The sequence below is a fragment of the Citrobacter sp. Cf088 genome (assembly GCF_030334295.1).
GTDB classification, from domain to species: Bacteria; Pseudomonadota; Gammaproteobacteria; order Enterobacterales; family Enterobacteriaceae; genus Citrobacter; species Citrobacter freundii.
In genome coordinates this window covers 376818-394140 of the sequence record NZ_JAOWEE010000053.1, presented here as the reverse complement: position 1 = coordinate 394140, position 17323 = coordinate 376818, and the positions used below count along the sequence as shown (strand labels likewise).

Annotated in this window: 10 protein-coding genes; 8 read left to right on the top strand and 2 right to left on the bottom strand. The window is 54.5% G+C overall.

Going from position 1 to position 17323, the window contains the following annotated elements:
- Positions 1–143 precede the first annotated feature (143 nt).
- Positions 144–3473 (top strand): diguanylate cyclase, encoded by a 3330-nt coding sequence (locus tag OGV71_RS14685; RefSeq protein WP_204583452.1) that lies wholly within the window; start codon positions 144–146, stop codon positions 3471–3473.
- Here OGV71_RS14685 and alkA read toward each other — a convergent pair.
- Positions 3441–4310 carry a DNA-3-methyladenine glycosylase 2 gene (gene alkA, locus OGV71_RS14680; RefSeq protein ID WP_003844335.1) on the bottom strand — a complete coding sequence of 290 codons (870 nt, stop codon included), beginning with the start codon at positions 4308–4310 and terminating at the stop codon, positions 3441–3443. The genes OGV71_RS14685 and alkA overlap by 33 nt on opposite strands.
- A 136-nt stretch (positions 4311–4446) precedes the next feature.
- Here alkA and yegD point away from each other — a divergent pair, with 136 nt between their 5' ends.
- On the top strand, positions 4447–5799 hold the full coding sequence (yegD, locus tag OGV71_RS14675) for a molecular chaperone (RefSeq protein WP_204583451.1): 1353 nt from the start codon (positions 4447–4449) through the stop codon (positions 5797–5799).
- 99 nt (positions 5800–5898) lie between these two features.
- On the opposite strand, the gene OGV71_RS14670 is transcribed toward yegD, so the two are convergent.
- Positions 5899–5958 (bottom strand): type I toxin-antitoxin system Ibs family toxin, encoded by a 60-nt coding sequence (locus tag OGV71_RS14670; RefSeq protein WP_106672390.1) that lies wholly within the window; start codon positions 5956–5958, stop codon positions 5899–5901.
- A gap of 278 nt (positions 5959–6236) precedes the next feature.
- Here OGV71_RS14670 and OGV71_RS14665 point away from each other — a divergent pair, with 278 nt between their 5' ends.
- From OGV71_RS14665 to baeR, 6 genes are read left to right on the top strand one after another with little or no spacing between them, the layout of a single operon-like run.
- Positions 6237–7484, top strand: a complete 1248-nt coding sequence (locus tag OGV71_RS14665) for an MdtA/MuxA family multidrug efflux RND transporter periplasmic adaptor subunit (RefSeq protein WP_204583450.1) — start codon at positions 6237–6239, stop codon at positions 7482–7484.
- Positions 7484–10606, top strand: a complete 3123-nt coding sequence (locus tag OGV71_RS14660) for an MdtB/MuxB family multidrug efflux RND transporter permease subunit (protein WP_204583449.1) — start codon at positions 7484–7486, stop codon at positions 10604–10606. Before OGV71_RS14665 ends, OGV71_RS14660 begins: the two co-directional genes overlap by 1 nt.
- Positions 10607–13687, top strand: a complete 3081-nt coding sequence (mdtC, locus tag OGV71_RS14655; protein WP_204583448.1) for a multidrug efflux RND transporter permease subunit MdtC — start codon at positions 10607–10609, stop codon at positions 13685–13687. It begins immediately after the preceding gene.
- Positions 13684–15096 (top strand): MFS transporter, encoded by a 1413-nt coding sequence (locus OGV71_RS14650; protein WP_044711356.1) that lies wholly within the window; start codon positions 13684–13686, stop codon positions 15094–15096. The genes mdtC and OGV71_RS14650 overlap by 4 nt, the downstream gene beginning before the upstream one ends.
- On the top strand, positions 15096–16499 hold the full coding sequence (baeS, locus tag OGV71_RS14645; protein WP_003844344.1) for an envelope stress sensor histidine kinase BaeS: 1404 nt from the start codon (positions 15096–15098) through the stop codon (positions 16497–16499). Before OGV71_RS14650 ends, baeS begins: the two co-directional genes overlap by 1 nt.
- Positions 16496–17218 (top strand): envelope stress response regulator BaeR, encoded by a 723-nt coding sequence (baeR, locus tag OGV71_RS14640; RefSeq protein WP_003036797.1) that lies wholly within the window; start codon positions 16496–16498, stop codon positions 17216–17218. The genes baeS and baeR overlap by 4 nt, the downstream gene beginning before the upstream one ends.
- Positions 17219–17323: the final 105 nt, after the last annotated feature.

The following is a 17323-nucleotide window of genomic DNA, read 5'->3' as shown; positions in this document are numbered from 1 at the left end:
TTAGGAATTAATAGCTTGGGAGTGTTAATTTATGAGCAGCTGGCGTATAAATTGTAAATTGTTTGTACTAGCATAATCCCAGATTAAATGTGATGCGTCCGGCATCTCTGCTGGGCAACAACGGCTATTTGGGTAGAGTGGTAATGAGTAAACAATCCCAACATGTTTTAGTTACCTTACCCCATCCTCTACTGCGCCTGGCCAGTTTAGGTCTGGTGGCTTTCATCTTTACGTTGTTTTCGCTGGAACTGTCACGTTACGGCGCACAGCTTGCGCCGCTGTGGTTTCCAACCTCTATCATGATGGTGGCTTTTTACCGTCACGCTGGAAAGATGTGGCCTGGGATCGCGCTGGCTTGCTCATTCGGTAGCATCGGCGCCTCTTTACTCTTCTTCCCCGTACAGTCGCTTAATTTCTCCTATACGGTCATTAACATTATTGAGGCTGTTGTTGGCGCAATGTTATTGCGTAAACTGCTGCCCTGGTACAATCCCTTACAAAATCTTAACGACTGGGCGCGTCTGGCATTTGGCAGCGCGGTTGTTCCGCCACTGCTGGGCGGCGTATTGATGTGGATGTTGCTGCCGAAGGAAACTACGTTAAATACCTTTCTCATTTGGGTACTGTCAGAATCCATTGGCGCACTGGCGTTGGTGCCGTTAGGTTTGCTGTTTAAACCACATTACCTGCTGCGTCATCGCGACCCGCGATTATTGCTTGAGACCCTGATTACGCTTCTGGTGACCTTAACGTTCAGTTGGCTATCCATGATGTACATTCCGTGGCCATTTACCTGCGTTATTGTCCTGCTGATGTGGAGCGCTGTCCGCCTGCCGCGTATGGAGGCGTTTTTAATATTCCTCAGCACCGTGATGATGGTTTCGCTGATGCTGGCCGCCGACCCTTCACTGCTTTACACCCCGAAACAGAACATGATGACGGACATCCCCTGGTTGCCGTTTTTAATGATCCTGTTGCCAGCCAACATGATGACCATGGTGATGTACGCGTTTCGAGCCGAACGCAAGCACATTTCAGAAAGCGAATCGCGCTTTCGCAACGCCATGGAATATTCCGCGATTGGCATGGCACTGGTTGGCACCGAGGGGCAATGGCTACAGGCCAATAAAGCCTTGTGCCAGTTTCTGGGCTATAGCCAGGAGGAGCTACGTTCGCTGACCTTCCAGCAATTAACCTGGCCGGAAGATCTGAACAACGACCTTGAACAACTCAATATGCTGGCACGCGGAGAGATTAATAGCTATTCCATGGAAAAACGCTATTACACCCGCGCGGGCGACGTCGTCTGGGCGTTGCTGGCCGTTTCGCTGGTGCGCCATAGCGACAACACTCCACTCTACTTTATCGCGCAGGTTGAAGACATTAACGACCTGAAGCATACCGAGTGGATTAATAAACGGCTGATGGAGCGCATTACTCTCGCCAATGAAGCCGGGGGGATTGGGATTTGGGAATGGGAACTGCAGCCTGACGTGATCAGTTGGGATAAACGGATGTTCGATCTGTATGAAGTTCCCGCACATATCAAACCCAGTTGGCAAGTCTGGTATCAATGCCTCGTACCTGAAGATCGCGAGTACGCCGAAAATGTGATTCGTGATTCGCTGGCCGCACGGGCTCCGTTTAAGCTTGAGTTTCGTATCGCAGTAAAAGATGGCATACGCCATATCCGCTCGTTGGCCAACCGGGTGCTGAATAAAGACGGTGAAGTTGAACGCTTACTTGGTATCAATATGGATATGACCGAAGTGAAGCAGCTTAACGAAGCGCTGTATCAGGAAAAAGAGCGCCTGCACATTACGCTGGACTCAATAGGCGAAGCGGTAATTTGTATTGATGTCGATATGAACGTGACCTTTATGAATCCGGTCGCTGAGAAAATGAGCGGCTGGCAACAGGACAGTGCCATCGGCATTCCGCTATTGACGGTACTACATATTACTTTTGGCGAGAACGGTCCGCTGATGGAAAATATCTACAGTGCTGACATGTCGCGTACGGCAATCGAGCAGGAAGTGGTCCTGCATTGTCGTAACGGCAACAGTTATGACATTCAGTACAGCATCACGCCCCTCAGCACCCTTGACGGCGGCAGCATTGGTTCGGTGTTAGTCATTCAGGACGTCACAGAGTCACGGAAGATGCTCCGCCAGCTTAGCTACAGTGCCTCACATGATGACCTGACGCAGTTGGCAAACCGGGTCAGCTTCGAAAACCATCTAAAACAATTGCTGCATTCAGTACACGACACGCGCCAGTGCCATGTACTGGTTTTTATCGATTTGGATCGTTTTAAAGCGGTGAACGACAGCGCGGGTCATGCCGCCGGCGATGCCCTGCTGCGTGAACTCTCTGCGCTTATGCTCAGCATGTTGCGATCCAGCGATATGCTGGCGCGCCTTGGCGGCGACGAGTTTGGTCTGTTGCTGCCGGATTGTAATATCGAAAGCGCCCGCTTTATCTCAGGACGCATCATCAGTGCTATTAACAATTACCAATTTATGTGGGAAGGCCGTTTGCACCGTATTGGCGCCAGTGCGGGAATTACGCTGATTGATGAGAAAAACCATGTCGCGACTGACGTTATGTCTCAGGCCGATATCGCCTGCTACGCGGCGAAAAACAGCGGCCGTGGGCGAGTCTGTGTCTATGAACCTCAGCAAAGCCAGGCCCATGCCGCGCGTAGCCAACTGTCATTGGATGAACAAAGACACACTATTACACACAACCCTATGCTGATGATCGCCAGAGGTGTTGCTTCTCCGCGTATACCGGAGACTTTTAGCTTCTGGATTATCTCGCTTCGCTTAGGCACCGCTGAGGGTGAAGTCATTGAAGATCAAGCCTTCCATGCCGGGTTGGTCGATCCCACGTTGAGTCAGGCGCTCGATCGTCGGGTATTCGGCGAGTTCTTCCAGAGTGCTGCCCCGGCTGTCGCCAACAAGGGCCTCAGTATTGCCCTGCCCCTTTCCGCCGCCGGCCTGCTCAACACAGAGCTGGTAGATGAGCTGCTGGAGCACTTGCAACGCAGCCCGCTACCGCCACGATTGCTGCATCTGACCGTTCCATCAAGCGTCATCAAAACAAGCCCAACGCAGGCGGTATCCGCCCTGCATCGACTGCGGCAGTACGGTTGTCGAATTGTGTTAAGTCAGGTTGGTCGCGACTTAGAGCTTTTTGACAACCTGAAATATCACATTGTCGATTACCTGTTGCTCGACAGCGAGCTAAGTGCCAGCGCTCCCGGCAACCTGATCGACGAAATGTGGGTGTCCATTATCCAGGGTCATGCTCAGCGCCTGGACATAAAAACCATCGCCGGTCCGGTGCAACTGCCGCTCATCATGGATACGCTTTCTGGCATCGGTATTGATATGATTTATGGCGATATTATTGCCGACGCCCAACCGCTGGATCTGCTACTGAATACCAGCAATTTCGCCATCAACTGACGGTTGCCAACCATCCGTATACCAGATATGCAACAGCGCATAGGAGCGCCAGGGTTTCCAGCGCTCTGCATACCGCCGGATCTGGGCTGGTGTCATGCCGGGAAAACGCTGCTTAATCAGATAATCATCCGGCAGAAAAACGTCCTTCGCCTGCCAGCCGCGCAGCGCAAAGTAGTTGGCGGTCCAGCGCCCTATCCCGGGAAATGTTTGTAGCTGCTTAACGCCTTGTTCGATATCGGCAGGGGCTGTTGTCGCGAGCGTTCCTTCAAGGGTTGCATGAGCAAGGTGAATCAACGCTTCAGCGCGTTTGAGCGGCATTCCTAACGTTTTCAGGTGCAGCGGATCGGCGTTGGCAAGCTCTTCTGGAGAGGGAAAACACACATACTCGGGCGCATCCTCCAGTGTATTGCCATAAGCGTGCGCTACTTTCGCTGTCAGTTTCGCGGCCATCGCCACGCTGACTAACTGTCCTAAAATCGCCCGTACCCCTTGCTCAAAAGCATCGACACATCCCGGCAGGCGCAATCCCGGACGCGCCGCGCCGAGGTTACCCAGCGCGCAGACAATTTGCTGCGGGCAACATGAAAGATCGAACAAGCGCGTTATTTTTGCCAGGCACTCGGAGGCTACAGGCTGTAACCCTGAGCTCAACGTCACGTGTAACACATTGGCGTGCAGATCCGGGACAACGCTCACCAGACCACGATGCTCCCCTACGGAAAGACTTCGGACATAACTCAGTTCTTCTACGGTTTCGACACCTTCAACCGCACGGGCGGCAAGAAATCCCAGCATCCAGGGCCAGTCATAAGGCGGTTGCCAGCTCAGCGTGAACATTCGGTTTTCCTTTTAAAGCAAACTTACAGCATAAACGGTATTCAATCAGTACGCCTTGCTTTCATATTCCAGTTGTCGGGCCGTCAACTATTCGTTAAAGTCACGCCCCTTCTTCACTGGCATGGGGATTTTTACGGTGTTTATTGGTTTTGACTACGGTACGGCAAACTGTTCAGTGGCCGTTATGCGTGATGGGCAGCCCCACCTGCTCAAAATGGAAAATAACAGCACGCTGCTACCCTCAATGCTGTGCGCACCAACGCGCGAAGCGGTTAGCGAGTGGTTGTATCGCCATCACGACGTTCCAACCACGGACGATGAAACACAGGCGCTGCTTCGCCGTGCGATGCGCTACAATCGCGATGAGGACATCGACGTTAACGCCAACAGCGTGCAGTTCGGTCTGACATCGCTGGGTCAGTATATTGAAGACCCGGAAGAGGTGTACTTCGTTAAATCGCCAAAATCATTTTTGGGTGCCAGCGGTCTGAAGCCGCAGCAAGTTGCGCTTTTTGAAGATCTGGTCTGTGCAATGATGCTGCACATTCGCAACCAGGCGCAAAGCCAACTGCCGGAAGCTATCACTCAGGCCGTAATTGGTCGCCCCATCAACTTCCAGGGATTAGGCGGCGATGACGCCAACACCCAGGCGCAGGGGATTCTTGAACGTGCGGCCAAACGTGCCGGTTTTCAGGATGTCGTCTTCCAGTACGAGCCGGTAGCGGCGGGGCTGGATTACGAAGCCACACTGCAGGATGAGAAACGCGTGCTGGTGGTAGATATTGGCGGGGGTACGACCGACTGTTCACTACTGCTGATGGGGCCGCAATGGCATCAGCGCGCCGATCGCGAAAACAGCCTGCTGGGACACAGTGGCTGCCGTGTAGGCGGGAACGATCTGGATATCGCGCTGGCGTTTAAACACCTGATGCCGCTGCTAGGTATGGGCGGTGAGACTGAAAAAGGGATCGCCTTACCGATTCTCCCCTGGTGGAACGCGGTTGCGATCAACGATGTTCCCGCGCAAAGTGATTTCTACAGCAGCGCCAACGGTCGTTTACTGAACGATCTTGTCCGCGACGCGAAAGAAGCCGATAAAGTAGCCTTGCTGCTTAAAGTGTGGCGCGAGCGTCTGAGCTATCACCTGGTGCGCAGCGCAGAAGAGAGCAAGATCGCGCTTTCCGACCAGACCATTGTAACGGCGGCGATACCGTTTATCAGCGACACGCTGGCAACCGATATTAGTCAACATGGATTGGAGGCCGCGCTCAATCAGCCCCTGGCGCGCATTCTGGAGCAGGTCAAACTGGCGCTGGACAACGCGCAGGAAAAACCGGACGTGATTTATCTGACCGGCGGCAGCGCGCGTTCACCGCTGATTAAAAAAGCCCTCGCCCAGCAGCTTCCAGGGATCCCTATCGCGGGTGGCGATGACTTCGGTTCTGTCACCGCCGGTCTGGCCCGCTGGGCTGACGTTGTTTTCCGCTAAGCCGCTCGCAAGCTGAAAGGTGTGCGTATTGACATCACCGTTGCTGTGGCTTATTTTCAGGAGTGAGGGTTAGGGAAGGTTTCCCCTCCCCCTGGTGTCTTAGTAAGCCGGTAAGCTAATGACTAAGAGTATCACCAGTATGATGACGTACTTCATCATAACCCTTTCCTTATTTTGGCCCCTTCCTCGGGAGGGGCTTTCCCGTTCCAGCGTCCCGCTGAAATCTCTGGCTAACCTCCTTTTGCCTTGACCGCACTCTAACGCACAATGACGCATTCGCTATTTTCGCCGCAAATTGTTGCGTAACGCCTCGCAAAGCCGCGTCAGCATTCAGACGAATCCCGACAGTGTTTCATAATTCCTCCATTTTTCTCCCTTGTTCACTGGCTAAACTAGTATCATTCCGCGAATCGTTTCAGGATGAGAAACTCATAACAATGAAAGGCAGTAATAAATCCCGCTGGGTGATAGCAATCGTGATCGTCGTGGCCACCGTCGCCGCCATCTGGTTCTGGCAAAGCCGCAGCGCTTCCCAGGAAACCGCACCGGGCGCTACCAAACCAGCGCAGCACACGCCTGGGTCGGCACGCCGTGGAATGCGCTCCGGACCGTTGGCTCCCGTGCAGGCTGCCACTGCCACCGAGGAAGCCGTTCCACGTTACCTGACAGGGCTGGGTACCATTACTGCCGCCAATACCGCCACGGTACGTAGCCGGGTGGACGGTCAGCTCATTGCCTTACACTTTGAGGAAGGACAACAGGTAAAAGCCGGCGACCTGCTGGCAGAGATAGATCCCAGCCAGTTCAAAGTCACTCTGGCTCAGGCGCAGGGACAACTGGCAAAAGATAAAGCCACGCTGGCGAATGCCCGTCGCGATCTTGCCCGCTATCAACAGTTGGTTAAAACCAATCTGGTCTCCCGCCAGGAGCTGGATGCCCAGCAGGCGCTGGTCAATGAGACGTTAGGCACAATCAAAGCGGATGAAGCCAGTGTCGCCAGCGCTCAGTTGCAGCTCGACTGGAGTCGGATAACCGCACCTGTCGATGGTCGTGTCGGCCTGAAGCAGGTCGATGTCGGTAACCAAATTTCCAGCGGCGATACCACCGGGATCGTCGTCATTACGCAAACTCATCCCATCGACCTGATATTTACTTTGCCTGAAAACGACATTGCTACCGTGTTGCAGGCACAAAAATCGGGGAACCAGCTGAAGGTCGAAGCCTGGGACCGAACCAATTCACAAAAACTGAGTGAAGGCGTCCTGCTCAGTCTCGACAATCAGATTGATGCCACTACAGGAACCATCAAAGTTAAAGCCCGTTTTAACAATCAGGATGATGCGTTATTCCCTAACCAGTTCGTCAACGCCCGCATGCTGGTCGACACGCAGCAAAATGCCGTTGTGATCCCAACAGCAGCCCTGCAGATGGGCAACGAAGGGCACTTTGTCTGGGTACTGAACAGCGACAACAAAGTGAGCAAGCATCTGGTTAAACCGGGTATTCAGGACAGCCAAAAAGTGGTGATCGCCGCTGGGTTGTCCGCAGGCGATCGGGTCGTGACTGACGGTATTGACCGTCTGACGGAAGGCGCAAAAGTCGAAGTCGTCGAGGCGCACGACGCCTCTGTTTCCGATGAGAAAACAGCGCCACGCGGATACGGCAAAAAAGGAGCCAACTCCTGATGCAGGTGTTACCTCCGGACAACACAGGCGGACCATCGCGCCTGTTCATTCTGCGCCCCGTCGCCACTACGCTGCTGATGGTCGCGATTTTGCTTGCCGGTATTATCGGTTATCGCTTTCTGCCAATCGCCGCCTTACCTGAAGTGGATTACCCCACGATTCAGGTCGTGACGCTCTACCCTGGCGCCAGCCCAGACGTTATGACCTCGGCGGTAACCGCGCCGCTTGAACGTCAGTTTGGCCAGATGTCTGGCTTAAAACAGATGTCATCACAAAGCTCCGGTGGCGCATCGGTCGTTACGTTACAGTTTCAACTGACGCTCCCGCTGGATGTTGCCGAGCAAGAAGTTCAGGCCGCGATTAACGCCGCCACCAATTTATTACCCAGCGATCTACCTAACCCTCCGGTCTACAGCAAGGTAAACCCGGCAGATCCGCCGATCATGACGCTGGCGGTCACTTCCAGCGCCATGCCGATGACGCAGGTGGAAGATATGGTCGAAACCCGCGTCGCGCAGAAAATCTCTCAGGTATCCGGCGTGGGTCTGGTAACACTTTCCGGTGGGCAACGTCCGGCGGTCCGCGTGAAACTTAACGCTCAGGCCATTGCCGCACTCGGTCTGACCAGCGAAACCATCCGTACGGCCATTACCGGTGCCAACGTCAATTCAGCAAAAGGGAGTCTTGATGGCCCAACGCGCGCCGTTACCCTTTCAGCTAACGACCAGATGCAGTCCGCAGATGAATATCGTCAGCTCATTATTGCCTATAAAAACGGTGCGCCGGTTCGTCTGGGCGATGTTGCTACCGTCGAACAAGGAGCAGAAAACAGCTGGCTGGGTGCATGGGCAAATAAGCAACAAGCTATAGTGATGAATGTGCAGCGCCAGCCTGGGGCGAACATTATCTCCACGGCAGACAGTATCCGCCAGATGCTGCCACAGCTCACCGAAAGCCTGCCCAAATCGGTTAAGGTCAGCGTACTTTCCGATCGCACCACCAATATTCGTGCCTCTGTTGCAGACACCCAGTTCGAGTTGATGCTGGCGATAGCGCTGGTGGTGATGATTATCTACCTGTTTCTGCGCAATGTTCCGGCGACGATTATTCCTGCAGTCGCCGTACCGTTGTCGTTAATCGGCACCTTCGCGGTGATGGTATTTCTTGATTTCTCCATCAACAACCTGACCTTAATGGCGCTAACCATCGCGACAGGCTTTGTTGTGGATGACGCTATCGTGATTATCGAGAATATTTCACGCTATATCGAAAAAGGCGAAAAACCGCTGACTGCTGCCCTGAAGGGCGCGGGCGAGATTGGTTTTACCATCATCTCCCTGACGTTTTCATTGATTGCGGTATTGATCCCACTGCTATTCATGGGCGATATTGTCGGGCGTTTGTTCCGTGAATTCGCCGTTACGCTGGCGGTGGCGATTCTGATTTCCGCCGTTGTCTCGCTCACTCTTACGCCGATGATGTGCGCGCGCATGCTGAATCAGGCCTCATTGCGTAAGCAAAATCGCTTCTCCCGCGCCTCAGAGCGAATGTTTGATCGCGTCATAGCCGGGTACGGTCATTGGCTGGCAAAAGTACTTAACCATCCGTGGCTCACACTTAGCATAGCGCTCGGCACGCTGGCATTGAGCGTCATGCTTTGGGTTTTTATCCCCAAAGGTTTCTTCCCAATCCAGGACAACGGCATTATCCAGGGTACGCTACAGGCACCGCAGTCCAGCTCATTCGCCAGCATGGCCGAGCGCCAGCGCCAGGTTTCAGATGTCATCCTTAAAGATCCGGCGGTAGAGAGCCTGACCGCTTTTGTCGGTGTGGATGGTACTAATCCGGCATTGAACAGCGCGCGTTTGCAAATCAACCTTAAACCGCTGGATGAACGTGACGATCGGGTGCAGAAAGTGATTGCGCGCTTACAGGACACGGTTGACAGGGTTCCCGGAGTTGACCTTTATCTTCAACCCACTCAGGATCTGACGATTGATACTCAGGTGAGCCGGACGCAATATCAGTTCACGCTGCAAGCGACATCCCTTGATGCCCTCAGCACCTGGGTTCCACAGCTGATAGCAAAACTACAGCAGCTACCGCAACTGTCCGACGTCAGCAGCGACTGGCAGGACAAAGGGCTGGTAGCGTATGTGAACGTCAATCGCGACAGCGCCAGCCGTTTGGGCATCAGCATGTCAGATGTCGACAACGCCCTGTACAACGCCTTCGGCCAGCGTTTGATTTCGACTATTTACACCCAGGCAAATCAATATCGCGTGGTGTTAGAACATAACACCAACAATACGCCGGGGCTTGCGGCACTGGATACAATACGTCTGACCAGTAGCGACGGTGGCATAGTACCGCTCAGCGCAATCGCCAGTATTGAACAGCGTTTTGCCCCGCTGTCGATTAACCACCTCGATCAGTTCCCGGTCACTACCATCTCGTTCAACGTGCCAGACGAACATTCGCTGGGTGATGCGGTACAGGCGATTCTGGACGCCGAAAAAACGCTTAACCTGCCCGCAAATATTACGACCCAGTTCCAGGGCAGCACGCTCGCCTTCCAGGCCGCGCTGGGAAATACGATCTGGTTGATTGTGGCTGCGGTTGTGGCGATGTATATCGTGCTCGGCGTGCTGTATGAGAGCTTTATTCACCCAATTACTATTCTCTCCACGCTGCCGACGGCGGGCGTCGGGGCACTGCTGGCGTTAATGATTGCCGGCAGCGAACTGGACGTCATCGCGATTATTGGCATTATTTTGCTCATCGGTATCGTCAAGAAAAACGCCATCATGATGATCGACTTTGCCCTTGCCGCGGAGCGCGAACAAGGCATGGCACCGCGCGATGCTATTTTCCAGGCCTGTCTGCTGCGTTTCCGCCCAATTCTGATGACTACGCTGGCGGCACTGCTCGGCGCGTTGCCGCTGATGTTGAGTACCGGCGTGGGCGCAGAGTTACGCCGTCCGTTAGGCATTGGCATGGTCGGTGGACTGCTTGTGAGTCAGGTATTAACCCTGTTTACCACCCCGGTAATTTATCTGCTGTTTGACCGTCTGTCGCTGTATGTGAAAAGCCGCTTCCCGCGTCAGGAAGAGGAAGCGTAAATGAAATTTTTCGCGCTTTTCATTCATCGGCCGGTGGCGACCATTCTCATTTCGGTGGCTATCACCCTATGCGGTATTCTGGGCTTTCGTCTGCTGCCGGTCGCTCCGCTGCCGCAGGTGGATTTTCCGGTGATAATGGTCAGCGCATCATTACCCGGTGCCTCCCCTGAAACGATGGCGTCTTCGGTCGCAACTCCGCTGGAGCGCTCGCTGGGCCGCATCGCGGGCGTAAACGAAATGACTTCGAGTAGTTCGCTTGGCAGTACGCGTATTATTCTCGAATTCAAATTCGACCGTGACATCAATGGCGCGGCGCGGGACGTTCAGGCCGCGATTAACGCCGCGCAAAGCCTGCTGCCCAGCGGGATGCCGAGCCGACCAACGTATCGCAAAGCTAACCCTTCCGATGCGCCAATCATGATCCTGACGCTGACGTCGGACACTTACTCGCAGGGTGAACTGTACGATTTCGCATCAACACAACTGGCGCAGACCATCGCGCAAATCGACGGTGTGGGCGACGTGGACGTTGGAGGCAGTTCTCTGCCTGCCGTGCGGGTAGGACTCAACCCGCAGGCGCTGTTTAACCAGGGCGTGTCACTGGACGACGTGCGTAGCGCGATCGACAATGCCAACGTGCGTAAGCCGCAGGGCGCTATCGAGAATGATACCCATCGCTGGCAGGTACAAACTAACGATGAGCTGAAAACCGCCGCCGAATATCAACCGATTATCATCCACTATAACAACGGCGCAGCGGTGCGACTGGGTGATGTTGCGTCTATAACCGACTCTGTACAGGACGTTCGTAACGCGGGGATGACCAACGCCAAACCGGCCATTCTGCTGATGATCCGCAAGCTGCCGGAAGCCAATATTATTCAGACGGTAGATAGCATTCGCGCCAAATTACCGGAGTTACAAACGCTGGTCCCGGCCGCCATCGATCTGCAAATCGCCCAGGACCGTTCACCGACCATTCGCGCTTCATTAGAGGAAGTTGAACAGACGCTGATTATCTCCGTGGCGCTGGTTATCCTGGTGGTCTTTGTTTTCCTGCGATCCGGGCGTGCGACTCTGATCCCCGCGGTAGCGGTTCCGGTCTCGCTGATCGGTACCTTTGCCGCCATGTATCTGTGCGGATTCAGCCTGAACAACCTGTCGTTAATGGCGTTAACCATTGCCACGGGATTTGTCGTAGATGACGCCATCGTGGTGCTGGAAAATATTGCCCGCCACCTGGAAGCGGGAATGAAGCCACTCCAGGCGGCGTTACAGGGTACGCGCGAAGTGGGATTCACCGTGCTTTCCATGAGCCTGTCGCTGGTGGCGGTATTCCTGCCGCTGCTGTTAATGGGCGGATTGCCTGGACGCCTGCTGCGCGAATTTGCCGTCACGCTGTCGGTTGCCATCGGTATCTCGCTGCTGGTGTCGCTGACATTAACGCCAATGATGTGCGGCTGGATGCTTAAATCCAGCGCCCCGCGTGAACAGTCGCGTAAACGGGGATTTGGTCGCGTGCTGGTAGCGCTGCAGCAAAGCTACGGCACTTCACTTAAATGGGTACTGCGCCACACGCGACTGGTAGGCGTGGTATTACTCGGCACCATTGCGCTGAATATCTGGCTTTATATTTCCATCCCAAAAACCTTCTTCCCGGAGCAGGATACGGGCGTATTGATGGGAGGGATCCAGGCTGACCAGAGCATCTCTTTCCAGGCGATGCGCGGTAAACTGCAGGATTTTATGAAGATCATCCGCGACGATCCGGCGGTGAACAATGTCACCGGCTTTACCGGTGGGTCACGGGTTAACAGCGGGATGATGTTTATTACCCTCAAGCCCCGCGATGAGCGCCGTGAAACCGCTCAGCAGGTGATCGACCGCCTGCGCGTTGCGCTTTCAAAAGAACCAGGTGCGAATCTGTTTCTGATGGCGGTGCAGGACATCCGCGTTGGCGGACGCCAGGCCAACGCCAGCTATCAATACACATTGCTGTCCGACGATCTGGCGGCGCTGCGTGAGTGGGAACCGAAGATCCGTAAGGCGCTTGCCGCCCTGCCCCAACTGGCGGACGTCAACTCCGATCAGCAGGACAATGGCGCGGAGATGAATCTGATTTACGATCGCGACACCATGTCTCGTCTTGGGATCGACGTGGCGGCCGCCAACAGCCTGCTGAATAACGCCTTTGGTCAGCGACAAATTTCAACCATCTATCAGCCGATGAACCAGTACAAAGTGGTGATGGAGGTCGATCGACGTTACACCCAGGACATCAGCGCGCTGGACAAAATGTTCGTCATCAACAATGAAGGTAAGGCGATCCCGTTATCGTACTTTGCCAAATGGCAGCCAGCGAATGCGCCACTGTCGGTAAACCATCAGGGATTATCTGCCGCCTCAACCGTGTCGTTTAACCTGCCGACAGGTTCTTCACTGTCAGAAGCGACAGAGGCCATCAACAGAACCATGACCCAGCTCGGCGTCCCCTCCACGGTTCGTGGCAGCTTTGCCGGTACCGCCCAGGTATTTCAGGATACTATGAACTCGCAGGTGATCCTGATTATCGCCGCCATCGCCACCGTCTATATCGTGCTGGGTATGCTGTATGAAAGCTATGTACATCCGCTGACCATTCTCTCCACGCTACCTTCGGCAGGGGTCGGGGCTTTGCTGGCGCTGGAGCTGTTCAATGCCCCGTTCAGCCTAATCGCCCTGATAGGGATCATGCTATTAATTGGAATTGTGAAGAAAAACGCCATCATGATGGTCGATTTTGCGCTGGAAGCGCAGAGAAACGGTCAGCTGCAGCCGGAAGAAGCTATTTTCCAGGCCTGCCTGTTGCGCTTTCGCCCAATCATGATGACCACGCTGGCGGCGTTATTTGGCGCACTGCCGTTAGTGTTATCCGCAGGGGATGGCTCTGAGCTGCGCCAGCCGTTGGGGATAACCATTGTCGGTGGGCTGGTCGTGAGCCAGCTCCTGACGCTGTACACCACGCCTGTGGTCTATCTCTTTTTCGACCGTCTGCGTCTGCGTTTTTCGCGTAAAAACAGCAAACCGGTAGCAGAGTTATGACAGAACTTCCCGACAGCACCCGCTGGCAACTTTGGATTGTGGCATTTGGTTTTTTTATGCAGTCGCTGGATACCACCATCGTTAATACCGCGCTTCCCTCGATGGCGGCAAGCCTCGGGGAAAGCCCGTTACACATGCATATGGTCATAGTGTCATATGTTTTAACCGTTGCCGTGATGCTGCCCGCCAGCGGATGGCTGGCGGACAAAGTTGGCGTGCGTAATATCTTCTTCACCGCCATTATCCTGTTTACGCTTGGTTCGCTGTTTTGCGCCTGGTCCAGCACGCTCAACGAGCTGGTGATGGCGCGCGTCTTACAAGGCGTTGGCGGTGCGATGATGGTGCCAGTTGGCAGGCTGACGGTGATGAAAATCGTCCCGCGTGAGCAATATATGGCGGCGATGACGTTTGTCACTTTACCCGGTCAAATCGGCCCGCTGCTGGGCCCAGCGTTAGGCGGAATTCTGGTTGAATACGCCTCCTGGCACTGGATCTTTTTGATTAACATTCCGGTAGGCATTGTCGGCGCGATAGCGACGTTAATGTTGATGCCCAACTACACCATGCAAACCCGACGCTTCGACCTCTCCGGATTCGCGATGCTGGCGGTCGGTATGGCGGTTCTGACGCTGGCGCTCGATGGCAGCAAAGGAACAGGCCTCTCCAGTATCACGCTGGCGGCGTTGGTTATCTGCGGGGTGCTGGCTATTGCGCTGTATCTGAAACACGCCCATCGAAATCCCCGCGCGCTGTTTAGCCTGAATCTGTTTCGCACATCGACCTTCTCGCTAGGTCTGTTCGGCAGTTTTGCCGGACGCATCGGCAGCGGTATGCTGCCGTTTATGACGCCGGTGTTTTTACAGATTGGCCTCGGTTTTTCACCGTTTCATGCCGGACTGATGATGATCCCGATGGTGCTGGGCAGTATGGGCATGAAGCGCATTGTGGTGCAGGTCGTTAACCGCTTTGGTTATCGTCGCGTACTGATTACCACCACGCTTGGCCTGTCGCTGGTCAGTCTGTTGCTAATGACCACGGCACTGCTGGGCTGGTATTACGCCCTGCCCTTCGTGCTGTTTTTACAGGGAATGGTCAACTCAACGCGCTTTTCATCCATGAATACCCTGACGTTAAAAGATCTGCCTGACGATCTCGCCAGCAGCGGCAACAGCTTGCTGTCGATGATCATGCAGCTGTCGATGAGTATCGGGGTGACCATCGCGGGTCTGCTGTTAGGCATGTTTGGCCAGCAACATATCGCCATCGACAGCGGTAGTACGCATAGCGTCTTTATGTATACCTGGCTGTGCATTGCATTCATTATTGCGCTGCCCGCCATTATTTTTGCCCGCGTGCCGAACGACACGCAAACCAATGCGGTGATTTCACGACGCAAAAGGAGCACCTGATGAAGTTCTGGCGGCCCGGTATCACCGGCAAACTGTTTCTGGCGATTTTCGCCACCTGCATTGTGTTGCTGATCAGCATGCACTGGGCCGTACGCATAAGCTTCGAACGCGGTTTTATCGACTATATTAAGCACGGTAACGAACAGCGGCTGCAAATGCTCAGCGACGCGTTAAGCGAGCAGTACGCGCAGCACGGCAACTGGCGATTCTTACGCAATAACGATCGTTTTGTTTTCCAGATCCTGCGCTCTTTTGAACACGACAACGACGATGATAAACCGGGTCCAGGCATGCCGCCACACGGCTGGCGTACACAGTTTTGGGTTGTCGATCAAAATGCCCACGTACTGGTCGGCCCGCGGGCTCCTGTCCCCCGCGACGGTATGCGCCATCCCATCCGCGTCAACGGTAGCGAAGTGGGTGCTGTGATTGCCTCTCCGGTGGAGCGTTTAACGCGTAATACCGATATCAATTTCGACATGCAGCAAAGACGTTCCAGCTGGCTTATCGTCGCGCTCTCCACGATTCTGGCTGCGCTGGCAACGTTTACGCTGGCGCGCAGCCTGCTGGCCCCGGTTAAACGGTTGGTGGAAGGCACGCACAAACTGGCGGCGGGCGATTTCACCACTCGCGTTACGCCAACCAGTACGGATGAGCTAGGCAAGCTGGCGCAGGACTTCAACCAGCTCGCCAGTACGTTGGAAAAAAACCAGCAGATGCGTCGTGACTTTATGGCCGACATTTCTCACGAACTGCGCACGCCGTTGGCGGTGTTGCGCGGTGAACTGGAGGCCATTCAGGATGGCGTCCGCCAGTTCACGCCCGACTCCGTTGCTTCTTTGCAGGCTGAAGTGGGTACGCTCACCAAACTGGTTGACGACCTTCATCAGCTCTCCATGTCAGATGAAGGCGCGCTGGCCTATCAGAAATCATCGCTGGATCTTATCCCGCTGCTTGAGGTGGCAAGCGGCGCATTTCGTGAACGCTTTGCCAGCCGTGGACTGACGATTCAACTCTCGCTCCCGGACAGCATGACGGTATTTGGCGACAGGGATCGTCTGATGCAGTTGTTCAACAATCTGCTGGAAAACAGCCTGCGCTACACCGACAGCGGCGGCGGGCTGCACATCAGCGCCGAACAACGCGAACGCATGGTGTTATTAACCTTCGCGGATTCCGCTCCCGGCGTAAGTGACGAGCAGTTACAGAAGCTGTTTGAACGATTTTATCGCACCGAAGGCTCGCGTAACCGCGCCAGCGGAGGTTCCGGACTGGGGCTGGCGATTTGCGTCAATATCGTACAAGCGCATAATGGTCTGATCCGCGCCGCCCATTCGCCTTTTGGTGGGGTTAGCATTACAGTAGAGTTACCGCTGGAACGCGATTTACAGAGAGATGTATGACTGAGTTACCCATTGATGAAAACACACCGCGTATTCTGATCGTGGAAGACGAACCCAAGCTGGGGCAACTGCTCATCGACTACCTGCGGGCAGCGAGCTACGCTCCTACGCTCATCAGCCACGGCGACCTGGTTCTGCCTTACGTGCGCCAAACACCGCCCGATCTGATCTTGTTGGATCTGATGCTGCCCGGTACCGATGGTCTGACCCTGTGTCGGGAAATCCGCCGCTTCTCAGAAGTCCCCATCATGATGGTAACCGCTAAAATCGAAGAGATTGATCGCCTGCTGGGGCTGGAGATCGGTGCAGATGATTATATTTGTAAACCGTACAGCCCGCGCGAAGTCGTCGCGCGTGTTAAAACGATCCTGCGCCGATGCAAACCGCAGCGCGAACTACAACAAATGGATGCAGAAAGCCCGCTTATCGTCGATGAAGGCCGTTTTCAGGCCTCCTGGCGTGGGAAGATGCTCGATTTAACACCCGCTGAATTCCGCTTACTTAAAACGTTGTCACATGAGCCGGGAAAAGTATTCTCCCGAGAACAATTGCTTAACCATCTCTATGACGATTATCGCGTCGTTACCGACCGCACCATCGACAGCCATATTAAGAACCTGCGACGCAAGCTGGAGTCGCTGGATGCTGAGCAGTCGTTTATCCGCGCGGTCTATGGCGTGGGGTATCGCTGGGAAGCCGACGCCTGCCGAATTGCTTAAACACTCCTGCCCTTCAGGGCCCGCTGCTTCATGCGGCCCTGGTGACTAGCAACTCTCCAAATATCGCTCATACTCTTTCTGACAACACTGTCGTCAATAACTGTT